The sequence below is a fragment of the Pseudalkalibacillus sp. R45 genome (assembly GCF_052246725.1).
GTDB lineage: Bacteria > Bacillota > Bacilli > Bacillales > Fictibacillaceae > Pseudalkalibacillus.
In genome coordinates, this window is record NZ_JBQQCL010000006.1 from 215,997 (window position 1) to 227,810 (window position 11,814).

9 protein-coding genes are annotated in these 11,814 nt (G+C 45.3%); 8 read left to right on the forward strand and 1 reads right to left on the reverse strand.

Features of this window, described 5'->3' with window-relative positions; all coding sequences use genetic code 11:
- The first annotated feature begins 258 nt into the window (after positions 1–258).
- The 7 genes from ACTWQL_RS13075 to ACTWQL_RS13105 are packed head-to-tail and all read left to right on the forward strand — an operon-like array spanning position 259 to position 9,864.
- Complete coding sequence (locus ACTWQL_RS13075) at positions 259–1,611, forward strand: aspartate aminotransferase family protein (RefSeq protein WP_443142880.1); 1,353 nt, start codon at positions 259–261, stop codon at positions 1,609–1,611.
- Positions 1,612–1,653: 42 nt separating this feature from the next.
- A complete protein-coding gene (locus tag ACTWQL_RS13080) occupies positions 1,654–3,174 on the forward strand; it encodes a pyridoxal phosphate-dependent decarboxylase family protein (RefSeq protein WP_443142896.1) in 1,521 nt (506 codons plus the stop codon).
- Positions 3,171–4,949, forward strand: a complete 1,779-nt coding sequence (locus ACTWQL_RS13085; protein WP_443142881.1) for an IucA/IucC family protein — start codon at positions 3,171–3,173, stop codon at positions 4,947–4,949. The genes ACTWQL_RS13080 and ACTWQL_RS13085 overlap by 4 nt, the downstream gene beginning before the upstream one ends.
- Positions 4,939–5,538, forward strand: coding sequence for a GNAT family N-acetyltransferase (locus ACTWQL_RS13090; RefSeq protein WP_443142882.1), 600 nt, complete (start codon positions 4,939–4,941; stop codon positions 5,536–5,538). The genes ACTWQL_RS13085 and ACTWQL_RS13090 overlap by 11 nt, the downstream gene beginning before the upstream one ends.
- Positions 5,501–6,847, forward strand: a complete 1,347-nt coding sequence (locus tag ACTWQL_RS13095; RefSeq protein WP_443142883.1) for a lysine N(6)-hydroxylase/L-ornithine N(5)-oxygenase family protein — start codon at positions 5,501–5,503, stop codon at positions 6,845–6,847. Before ACTWQL_RS13090 ends, ACTWQL_RS13095 begins: the two co-directional genes overlap by 38 nt.
- On the forward strand, positions 6,826–8,031 hold the full coding sequence (locus ACTWQL_RS13100; RefSeq protein WP_443142884.1) for an MFS transporter: 1,206 nt from the start codon (positions 6,826–6,828) through the stop codon (positions 8,029–8,031). Before ACTWQL_RS13095 ends, ACTWQL_RS13100 begins: the two co-directional genes overlap by 22 nt.
- 24 nt (positions 8,032–8,055) lie before the next feature.
- Positions 8,056–9,864: an IucA/IucC family protein gene (locus ACTWQL_RS13105; RefSeq protein ID WP_443142885.1), complete on the forward strand. Its 1,809-nt coding sequence runs from the start codon at positions 8,056–8,058 to the stop codon at positions 9,862–9,864.
- 311 nt (positions 9,865–10,175) lie between these two features.
- Here the strand turns inward: ACTWQL_RS13105 and ACTWQL_RS13110 are convergent, their stop codons facing one another.
- A complete protein-coding gene (locus ACTWQL_RS13110; protein ID WP_443142886.1) occupies positions 10,176–10,802 on the reverse strand; it encodes a class I SAM-dependent methyltransferase in 627 nt (208 codons plus the stop codon).
- Positions 10,803–10,911: 109 nt separating this feature from the next.
- Here ACTWQL_RS13110 and ACTWQL_RS13115 point away from each other — a divergent pair, with 109 nt between their 5' ends.
- A complete protein-coding gene (locus tag ACTWQL_RS13115; RefSeq protein WP_443142897.1) occupies positions 10,912–11,370 on the forward strand; it encodes a DinB family protein in 459 nt (152 codons plus the stop codon).
- The last annotated feature ends 444 nt before the right edge of the window (positions 11,371–11,814 follow it).

The window sequence follows — 11,814 nt, forward strand, 5'->3', positions numbered from 1 at the left end:
GTTAACTTTCCAACTTACTCAAATATCCTTTAAGGAACGAAAGGCACTGTTCAAATAGGCAGTGTCTTTTTTGTGTGCGAAGAAATTTCCGCACTTAACGGGGACTTTTGAATTAAAGAAAATAAATGATATGACGAGCAATTAAATGAGAATAGTTCTCAAGTATTATTGACGATGATAATCATTTTCAATTAGTGTGGTTGTATCGCAAATGAAAATCATTATCAATAAGCATCACAAAAAGAAAGGAAGATTCATATGACAGTAAAAGAGAATACATCCAATAGATTTTTATTAGCACAACAGGAGCGCCGTGAGTCGAATGCGCGGTCTTATCCCCGAAGGATCCCGATTGCGATTGAAGAGGCGGAAGGTATTTTCGTCACGGATGTCGAGGGGAAACGATATTACGATTGTCTCGCTGGTGCAGGAACGCTTGCACTCGGGCATAACCATCCGATTGTCATTGAAGCGATGGAACAGGTGATCCGGGATAAGCGACCGTTACATACATTGGATCTCACGACACCTGTAAAAGAGGAATTCGTCAATGAAATCTTTTCCTCACTTCCTGATCCTTTGAAAGATCGTGCAAAAATTCAATTCTGTGGTCCGACGGGCGGAGATGCGATTGAAGCAGCCTTGAAACTCGTGAAAACGGCGACTGGCAGAAGCTCGATTTTAACTTTCCATGGTGGTTATCATGGGTCGACGCATGGGACTATGGCGATCAGTGGGAATCTTGGTCCGAAAGAACGTGTTCAAGGTTTGATGCCGGATGTGCACTTCCTCCCTTACCCTTACACGTACCGTTGTCCTTTCGGGTTCAAAGGGGAAGAGGGGCATGAAATCAGCAGCCAATACATCGAAAATCTTCTCGATGATCCGGAAAGCGGAATTCTACCACCAGCAGCTATGATTCTAGAAGTTGTCCAGGGGGAAGGCGGATCGGTCCCAGCTCCAATCGAGTGGCTTCAGGAAATGCGCAGGATCACAAAAGAACGTGGCATTCCTTTGATCATTGATGAAATTCAAACAGGGATCGGCCGTACAGGTAAATTCTTCGCTTTCGAACATGCTGGTATCGTGCCGGATGTTGTCGTCCTTTCTAAAGCGATCGGTGGCAGCCTTCCGTTGTCCGTCGTCATCTATGAGGAGAGTCTGGATCAATGGGGACCAGGTGCACATATCGGGACGTTCAGAGGGAATCAGATGGCGATGGCAGCAGGAACGGCAACGCTCCAATACATCAAAGAAAACAATCTATCTGAGCATGCTGACCGAATGGGGGACAAACTTCAAGCTGAGCTTAAAAACCTGCAGATCGACTACAAAGAAATTGGAGACGTCAGGGGACGCGGGCTGATGCTTGGTGTCGAAATGGTCGCCTCTGAGAAGACTCAGGCATCGAATGGAAGTTACCCAGCAGCTCCGGAGCTAGCAAGTAACATCCAGCGTGCGTGCTTCGATCGGGGATTGATTCTTGAGGTCGGTGGCCGTCATGGCGCTGTTGTCCGTATCCTTCCTCCGCTGATCATCACTGAACAACAGGTTGATGAAGTGGCGGCGATTTTTAAAGATGCTGTAACGGCAGTTTTGGGACAACGGTGATGCCGGATGATTACAAAAGTGATCAAACCTACAGCATTGCAAATGGAAGAAACGCCTGAGCAAAGCACGAACGATTTCAACTCCTTCTTTTTCCATGGCGGAGAAGAAGGGGTAGCAGCCTATCACCATGCAAGTCAGCTGGTGACAGAGAAACTGACGGAAGTGTTCTCGGATTTATCGAAACCCTACATCGGAAAAACACCCGACAAAATCAAAGAGGAAGTCAGAAGACTCCAGCTTGCAACAGAAAACGGAGAAACCTTGTATGAACTGCTCGAGGAAATCCAGGAACCACTTCTAAAAAGCAATATCAACATTAGTAATCCGAAAAGCATCGCGCATTTGCACTGTCCGCCACTCCTTCCGTCTCTTGCGGCTGAAATGATTATCACCGTCTTCAACCAATCAATGGATTCGTGGGATCAAAGTACAGCGGCCACCTATCTGGAGAATGAGCTGATCCGCTGGCTCCTGCCGAAGTTTGGTTATGGAAAACAGGCTGATGGGACGTTTACGAGCGGCGGTACACAATCGAATTACATGGGATTGCTGCTTGCGCGGGACCATTATTGTTGGGAACGCTGGAACCATAATGTCCAAAAAGATGGGTTGCACTCACAATCCAATAAGCTGCGGATCCTTTGTTCTGAGCATGCTCATTTTACCGTAAAGAAATCAGCATCCCAGCTAGGTTTAGGGGAAAATGCAGTGATTGTCGTCAACACGGAAGAGCACCATCAGATGAGTATAGATGACTTGGAAGAAAAATTGGAGCAGCTTGAAAGTGACGGATTATTGCCTTTCGCAGTCGTGGCTACCTGTGGAACAACTGATTTCGGCAGCATAGATCCCATGAAAGAATCAGCGCAACTTGCGAAACAACATGGACTTTGGTTCCACGTCGATGCCGCTTATGGTGGCGCATTGATCCTGAGTCGAAGTCATTATCATAGGCTGGCAGGGATTGAAGCAGCGGACTCGGTCACAGTCGATTTTCACAAGCTTTTTTATCAGCCGATCAGCTGTGGGGCATTCTTAGTAAAGGATAAAAAGTCATTCCGGTACATTCAACATCATGCCGATTACTTGAACCCGAGTGGGGATGAAGAAGATGGCATGCTGCACCTTGTTACGAAATCGACGCAGACGACACGACGCTTCGATGCTTTGAAATTAATGATGTCGTTACGGATGGTCGGGACGAAAAGGTTTGGCGAAATGATTGATCATACATTCAGGCTTGCACATGCGGCCGCTCAGGAGCTTCACCATCGAGCGGACTTCACAGTTCTGAATCGGAAGCCAGTCTTGAATGCTGTCGTATTCCGGTATGAACCGATCTCGGACGGGTTAATCGACCTGGACTTACTCAATAAGAACATCCAAAAAGAACTGCTTGAAAGTGGTGAAGCAATCATGGCGAAAACCACCGTCGATGGAAAGACGTATTTGAAATTCACATTGTTGAATCCTCGCACGACAATGAAGGATATCAAAGAGATTCTTACATTGATTGAACAATACGGAAAAATGCAAACAAGTAAATGGGGGATGAACCATTGAAAAACCATAAAACGATTGCTGAACAAGCTACCATGCAAAGTTTTCTGAACTGCTACCTGAGAGAAACAAGGAATTTTGAGGAGATTGAAAATGAACGGGGAGATCACTTAACTGACCAACAAATTGACAGGACGATTAAATGCGTTCTGCAAAACCAGGCGATAGAAGTGATCATTCCCGTCCGATATTGGTCTTTGACTGGGCGCCATCTGTTCGCCTTTCCAATCTTTTATCGAAGCAGCGGGAGTCAGTCGTTGAATCAGTTGGACTACATCACACTCGTTTCCTTGATCACGAAGGAGCTGTTGATTGAACAGAATCGCGAAGATGCAGAAGATGAATTCATGCTGCGGGTGATTTTAAGCTGCCGTAACGTAACCAAATATATCGAAGGACGAGTGAAAGATTCTGTACGTTTAACTGATGCGAGCTTTTCCTATATCGAAGCGGAACAATCCCTGTTGTTCGGACACTTGATGCACCCGACTTCTAAAAGCAAACAAGGCATTACTGAAGAAGAGGAACATCTCTATTCGCCTGAGTTGAAAGGGGAATTCCAGCTGCATTATTTCAGGGCCGATCCATCGATTGTCGTTCAGGATTCCAGCTTGGAAAAAAGTGCTGCCGCCATCGTAAGAGAGGAATTGGAAGAATCCGGGCAATCAAATCGCCAGGGAGACAAGGAGGATGTCTTCTTACCAGCCCACCCATTACAGGCGAAGCATCTGATCGAACGTGAAGATGTTCAATCATTGATTGCAAAAGGATTGCTTGCATACCTCGGTCCGATGGGCAAGAAATTTACAGCAACCTCATCATTCCGCACGGTTTACAGCAAGGAATCGAAATATATGTTCAAGTTTTCTGTACCGATCAAAATTACGAACTCTTTGCGTGTCAGCCAGAAAAAAGAACTTGACCGGGGTGTGGAGGTTTCAAGACTGGTAGATTCGAAGGTCGGGCAGGATTTATGGGAACGTTTTGATAGGTTCCATATCATAGAGGATCCAGCTTACTTAAATCTTGACCTGGACGGGGATTCTACCGGTTTCGAGGTCATCATCCGGGAAAACCCATTTTACGAGAATGATAAGGATGCCAGTCTGATCGCCGGTCTCTGCCAGGATCATCCATATGGCGGGAAGACAAGAATCCAGGCAGTCATCGAAGACCTTGCACACCAGGAAGGAAGACGTACAGAAGATGTGAGTTTGGAGTGGTTCGACCGATATCTCTCAATCTCGCTCGATCCGATTCTATGGCTCTATGAAACGTATGGGATTGCACTCGAAGCGCATCAACAGAATTCAGTGCTCAAACTGGACGGCGGTTATCCTGACACGTTCTATTATCGCGATAACCAGGGCTATTATTATAGTGAATCGAAGGCGGATCTGCTTGTCACCCAGCTTCCGGATCTGAATCGTAAAAGCAATACGATCTGCAGTGATGAAGTGGCAGAAGAACGTCTCCGTTACTATTTCTTCATCAACCATCTGTTCGGACTCATCAACGGGTTCGGTGTAAGCGGATTGATTACAGAGGAAAAGCTCTTGCGGCTCCTTAGATCGAGACTGGAAAAACACCTGGAAAAAGGGACGACTGTCGGTTTGATCGATAGTCTGATCAATGTGCCTGTCTTACCTTGTAAAGCGAATCTGTTGACTCGTTTTCACGATATGGATGAGCTTGTGGGTTCATTGGAGACACAATCAGTTTATACGATGATTCGAAATCCGATCGGACAAGAGGTGGGACTGGTTTATGGAAAATAGCTACAACCTTTACGACAAGAGAATCGAAAAGCGTATATCGTTTGAAACAGTTGACTATGACCGAGACCTCAACCGGATTCATAAGTGGATGAATAAAGAGCATGTCATCCCTTTCTGGCAGTTGAATCATCCGATCGATAAATTCGCAGCTCATTTACGGAAAGCATTGGATGATGACCATCAAACCCTTTATCTAGGGAAAATGGATGATGTTCCGATGAGCTATTGGGAAGCGTATTGGGTCAAAGGCGATGTCGTAGAAAAATGCTATGAAGCGGAAGCGTTCGATCAAGGCATCCATCTGTTGATCGGAGAGCCTGATTACCTTGGTAAAGGGTACGCCCTTCCTTTACTTCAAGCGATGGTCGATTTCCAGTTCCAAGTACCTGAAACGAAAAAGGTCATCGCTGAGCCGGACATCCGCAATGAAAAAATGATCCATGTGTTTGAACAATGTGGATTCGAACGTGTAAAACCGATTGAATTACCTGACAAAACAGGATTGTTGATGTTTTGCCATCGAGACGTTTTTGAGAGGAGGCTCAAACAGCATGACAGAAACAGTAGAAAAATCAAAACCTATTCATGATGTCATCGGAATCGGGATCGGTCCGTTCAACCTGGGTATGGCTGCACTTTTAGAAGAGGTTCCTGAAATTGACGGACTGTTTTTTGAAAAGAAGAATGAATTCAATTGGCATCCTGGCATGTTGATTGACGGCACAACCCTTCAGGTCCCTTTCTTTGCTGATCTTGTCAGCATGGCAGATGTACGGAGTAAATACAGCTTCCTGCATTACCTACAAGAGCATGATCGGATGTATCACTTTTATTTCCTTGAGAAGTTCCACATCCCACGGAAAGAATACAACCATTATTGCCGGTGGGTGGCGGATCAACTGGATAACTGCCTATTTGGAAGAACCGTGGAACAAGTCCGAACGCTCGAACAAAATGGAGAGCAGATGTATGAAGTCGACGTTTTAAATACTAGCGAACAATCAATTGAGACGTACTACACAAGGCACTTACTGCTCGGAATCGGCACTTCGCCATCTGTTCCGTCCTTCATGAAAGAGCACCTTGGGGAAAGCGTCTTCCATTCTTCAGAATTTTTAAAGCATAAGGAACGTTGCCTTGAAGCTGAATCTGTTACGGTGATCGGCTCGGGGCAGAGTGCAGCAGAGGTGTTCTATGCTCTGGCGAAAGAGCAAGAACAAGCTGGTTATTCCTTGGATTGGTTCACACGTTCGAAGGGCTTCTTCCCAATGGAATACTCCAAGCTTGGTCTCGAATATTTCTCCCCGGATTATACCGATTTCTTTTACAAGCTTCCGCAATATAAAAAGGACCGGTTGATTGCAGAACAGGACCTCTTATACAAAGGGATCAGTACAGAGACGATCACCGATATCTATGACCTTCTTTATGAGCGGACCGTCGGTGGGGAGAAACCGGAAATCCGGCTGCAGGCGATGACGGAAGCGTCCGATCTCCAACGATCAGATGACGGATGGGAACTCGAGCTGATCCATCGCTTGACAGAAGAAACAATTACGAAAAGAACCGGCGTTGTCATACTCGGAACAGGCTACCAACCGACTATTCCCGGTTTCCTGGATGGTATTGATCGTTTGATCGACTGGGATGATGTCGGTCGCTATCAGGTCCAAGAAAACTATGAATTGAAAATGAAGCAACCGATGCGCAACAAGATTTTCATACAGAATGGTGAGCTGCACACACATGGTGTCGGGGCACCGGACCTCGGATTGGGTGCTCATCGCAATGCGGTCATCATCAATTCCATGGCCGGTCGGGAAGTGTATCCAGTCAGGACGAAAAATGTGTTCCAGACATTCGGAATGGAAACATCATGTATGCCAGCCAGCGTTTAAACACATTCATCCTGTTCAGTTGCATCTTTCTGTTTGTCGGAACGGAAGTCTTATTATCGCCGTTCTATCCGCAATTCTTTGAAAAAGTATTCGGAATAGAGGACTTGAGCTTCACAGGAATGTACGTGTTTTTATGCAGGTTGACCGTCGTACTTATTTCACCGATCTGGGGCTTGCTTTCAAAAAGGTATGACGCCAAACGGCTGTTGCTGATCGGCCAAACCGGAACGGCAATCGCGTGTGTACTCATGGCGACGTCACAGACTGAACAGCAATTTCTTGTCTTCTCGATCTGCCTGTTGTTTTTTAAAAGCAGTTACCTTTTGTTGTACACGATTTTGCTCCAGCATGCCGGAAAAGGCAGAAAACGTGTGACAGGGCTGTACCATGCTGTTTTTCAATCGTCCGTGATTGTGGCGACACTTGCGAGCAGCTGGGTGATCCAGCTCGATGATCCACTCATCGTTTTCTGGTGGGCGGCAGCGTTGGATGCTGTACAGGCGATCGTATGCTTTTTCATCTTTAAAAGGTTGAGAGCGTATGTTGCAGTACCGCAAGACTTGGATACAACAAATAACCGCGTGGGCAGTTTCGGTTTTCTTATGAAGATGGCGCTCATCATTTTCACGCTCCATTTTTCAGTGACACTCATCCGGCCATTTTTCACGTTATTTTCAGAACGGGAGCTGCATACTTCGGTATTCACGAGCAGCTTGCTGTTCTTGGTTCCGAGTCTTATGGCCGTGGTTGCGGCACCGTTGATCATGAAGTGCAGGTCTGAAAAGCTGCCGTACTTTTATAAAATCGCTGGCATCACGCTGGTCATCAGCCTGTTGGTTCAAGGATTCGTGGTGACGATACCCGCGTTCATCCTTTTCAGGTGTCTGTTCGGATTGTCGTTGGCAATCTGTCAGGCGAGCCTGGAAATCGTCCTTTTTCAGCGTGGCGGGAACGTGCACTATCAGTATGGTATCGTGTCTGCCTTTCAAAATATGGGGCTATTGCTTGCGCCGTTAAGTGCGACTTATCTTGTGGAAAGCCATTCGCTGCAACACCCCTTTATTTTTGCAGGTGTGGCGGCTGCCTTTCATTTAGTTCTCGTTTTGCTGACGATTTATAGCAAAGCAGGTGTACAGGAGGAAAAAAGGATAGCAAAAGAGGTAAATCATCGAAATGTTGGATGAATCACGAATGAAAGTAGGGATAACATGTTATACAGCAAGGAAGTTGAACGTGTCTTGAACGAAAAGAAATGGCTAGAGGCAAATCAACATCTGCTTGCAAAGATGTTAGCAGAGTATACGTATGAGGATATGATCCAACCCGAAGTGATCGGGGAGGAGGGTGTTTGGAAAAAGTACGAGCTGCCTGTATCTAAGGATAAAACGTATCGGTTCAACGCACAGCCGCGAATGTTCGACAGTCTGGACGTAGATGCGGCATCGATCGAAGTCACTGTGGATGGATCCAGGACAGGTGCAAAGAATGCAATCGAGTTTTTACTCGATATCCAGCCGAAGATCGGGATGTCTGCTGAAACAGCTGGACATCTGATCAAGGAATTGAACCATACCTTAGTAGCAGATGCGCATCTTCTTGCGAAGGATTCAAAAACTTCCGATGAATTGGTGGATGAAGATTACAGCATTATTGAAGGTGAGATGAGCGGTCACCCCTGGATTACATACAACAAAGGGCGGATCGGGTTCGGCTATGATGATTATCTCGCATTCGCACCTGAAAACCAACAGGAATTGAAACTGCTATGGATTGCCGTCCACAAGGAAAGTGCCACCTTCCAATCTGTTGAAGGACTTGCTATTGAAAATGTGCTGGCAGATGAGTTGGATGAAGCGGAAGTTGAGCGTTTTGAGAATGTGCTCGCGGATAAAGGATTGAAGAAGGCGGACTATTTCCTCATGCCGATCCATGAGTGGCAATGGAAGAATGTCATCATCCAAACCTTTGCAGAGGAGCTCGCTAAGAATCGCATTGTGGCGTTAGGTGTGGGGGATGATGTGTATTTGCCACAGCAATCGATCCGGACGTTCGCAAATCAAACAGACAAGAAGAAGCATCATGTAAAAGTGCCGATGAGCATACTGAACACGCTCGTCTATCGGGGCCTTCCGTCAGAGCGGACGTTGATTGCACCGAAAATTACCGAGTTCATCAAAGGCATCTATGAAAAGGACGCATTTTTAAAAGACGAATGTCGGGTGATTCTGCCTGGAGAGATTGCGAGTATCAACTATGGTCATCCTCAATTTGAAGCGTTGAAGCATGCCCCTTATCAATACTTGGAGATGCTTGGGGTCATATGGCGTGAAAGCATTTATACGTATTTGGAAGATGGTGAACAGGCGATTACACTTGCGGCGCTCACTCATGTTGATAAAAACGGAAAGCCGTTCGTACAGAGCTTGATTGAGTCTTCCGGTTTAACGGCGGAAGAATGGATGAAAGATTTCTTCAAGACGGTTATGAATCCACTGCTTCATTATTTGTATCAATACGGCACGGTATTTTCACCGCACGGGCAGAATACGATTCTTGTGTTGAAGGATCATAAGCCGCATCGGTTGGCGGTGAAGGATTTCGTCGATGACGTCAATATCAGTGATCAGCCATTTGAAGAGCTTTCTGTTTTGAGCGATGATCTAAAGGCGGTATTAAGAAGCGAGCCGCCTGAAGGTTTGACGCAGTTCATTTTCACAGGCCTGTTCATCTGTCATTTGCGCTATTTATCAAATGTGCTCGTCCGTAATGGATTGATGGAAGAAAGGCAGTTCTGGGGGCTTCTTGCACAATCGATCCATGTGTACCAGGCAAGGTTTCCGGAATTAGAGGAGCGTTTCCGTTTGTTCGACTTCTTCAATCCTCAGTTGACGAAGCTGTGCCTGAACCGGAACCGCATGGTCGACTACGGATATGCGGAAGGTGATGATCGTCCGCACGCATCCGAATACGGCAAAGTGAACAACGCCCTTGGGCAATATCAGTTGATTGACAAATAAGTGAAGAAACCACTTTCTGTTTGGAGGTGGTTTTTCCATTTAAATTAAATACCGTTATGCCTAGGGTTTTATTGATGTATCTGAAAAATGTGAACGTGAATATTAACGGACACCAGAGACCTTATTTGCTTCCGATTGCCCTAGTTTCAAAAACTAACGGACACCAGAGACCTTATTTGTTCTAATGTCATAAGAATCAGTCCCAATTGTGCAAAATAACGGCTCTCATGTCCGTTAGGATTCAGAGTTGGAGGTTTTTCCTCAAGGGAGTGCAATTCTTTTGCGAATTTTGGGAAGTCATACGTTCCATTCTACTGCTCCAAATGTTTCTTCAACACGATTTTACGGTACATGCCGTTCATCATCACCGGTTTATCCTCTATTTTCATCATCGTATGGTTATTTTTCTGAAATACATCTTCAAAGTCTACGCCAATATCGGTTCCGAGTGCTGAAATGATGGGGCGGATCAACTTTTTCCCGAACGATAACTTTCCATCAGGAGGAGTGAATTTATCGAAAATGATCAACTCACCGTTCTTGTTTAGCACACGCTCCATTTCTCGTAAACAAGCGCCAGGATCCGGAACGACTGATAGAATCAAACTCGCGACGACATAATCGAATGTCTCTTCTTCAAAAGAAAGATTCTGAGCATCCATTTCTAAAAACCGGATGTCGTTGTCCTTGAATTTGACTTCAGCCTTTTTCAACATATCTCGCGAATAATCCACAGCCGTGATATCCAAATGGCCCAGCTCAATCAACTCTAAATCAGCACCCGTTCCTACTCCGACAAAAAGAACGGTGGATCCACCACGAAAAGGGGCATCACCAAAAACATTCAAACGAGCTCTACGAAACATTCCAGCATTGAAGACCGAATCATAGATTGGCGAAGCAGCTTTATAGATGATCTTATTCCATGAATTGTTCATTTCATTTTCCTACTCTCAATCTTCTTTTCTATATATACCTCATATTACCATATTTTGGTATCATGGGGATAGAGTATCTTTTAAGATGAGGGAGGCGGCAAAATTGAATATGCGTCCACAGTGGCTTTCGACGTTCGGGGAAATGTGTGAGTGGGTCAGTTCTTTACGCAGTACACCAGGTGAATTATGGCTTAAGCCGATTAAGGAAGGGAAATGGTCGATCGGTGAAATAATCAGCCACTTCTATTTTTGGGATCGATTCATCTATACTGAAAGACTATTAAAATTAGAAAGCAACGACTTCAAAAGAGCTGATGTAGAGGAGATGCACAAAAATGCTGGGGATTACGCAAGATCCGGGATAAGCAGGGAGGAGCTCATCTCGATGTTCATTCAGTCCCGAAAAGAGATCTGTCTTTTCATTCAAGGTTTGCCTCGCGAGCAACTGGAAGCTCCGTTCAAGATTGGAGAGAATTCGATTACAATCAAGGGATATATTGAGGGGATGATCGAGCACGATCTGCATCATAAAAAGCAAATTGAAGATTTTTTAACCCGTGAGCTTTAAAAAACCGAGGAGTAGAACATGAAAGCATGTTTAAGTACTTGCCTCATTCTTTTCCTTATAGTTACGATTTTTTATTCGCCTGCACTTTTCCAAGAGGGGAATCCGATACTGATTCTTTTGGTGATGATCATATTAGAACAATCGGACAAAGACTACATACAGTTTGCTGAAACGGAAACGCATATTCGTTACAGCCTTAATGAGCGGGAAAGCCCACTCCTTTAGGGGTGGGATGGGAGCGAATAAATCATTCTTTTCTTCTTTTGATACGAACTCACGTTTGGTATAATGTGGATATAGGCACACAAAAAGAACCAAAACAACGGGATGTCGAAGAACAAAAAACGAGGGGGTAAACATGTCACAGACGGTCACGGTCCAAGTGAAACTGTTGCCTAATCAAAATCAAAGTGATTTATTGAGTCGCTCGAGCACCACGTATAT

Bases quoted from the DNA above. Each gene is read 5' to 3' on its own strand.
- ACTWQL_RS13100 (WP_443142884.1), top strand. From the start codon at position 6,826: ATGTATGCCAGCCAGCGTTTAAACACATTCATCCTGTTCAGTTGCATC.
- ACTWQL_RS13080 (WP_443142896.1), top strand. From the start codon at position 1,654: ATGGAAGAAACGCCTGAGCAAAGCACGAACGATTTCAACTCCTTCTTT.
- ACTWQL_RS13095 (WP_443142883.1), top strand. From the start codon at position 5,501: ATGACAGAAACAGTAGAAAAATCAAAACCTATTCATGATGTCATCGGA.
- ACTWQL_RS13075 (WP_443142880.1), top strand. From the start codon at position 259: ATGACAGTAAAAGAGAATACATCCAATAGATTTTTATTAGCACAACAG.
- ACTWQL_RS13105 (WP_443142885.1), top strand. From the start codon at position 8,056: ATGTTATACAGCAAGGAAGTTGAACGTGTCTTGAACGAAAAGAAATGG.
- ACTWQL_RS13110 (WP_443142886.1), bottom strand. From the start codon at position 10,802: ATGAACAATTCATGGAATAAGATCATCTATAAAGCTGCTTCGCCAATC.
- ACTWQL_RS13090 (WP_443142882.1), top strand. From the start codon at position 4,939: ATGGAAAATAGCTACAACCTTTACGACAAGAGAATCGAAAAGCGTATA.
- ACTWQL_RS13115 (WP_443142897.1), top strand. From the start codon at position 10,912: ATGCGTCCACAGTGGCTTTCGACGTTCGGGGAAATGTGTGAGTGGGTC.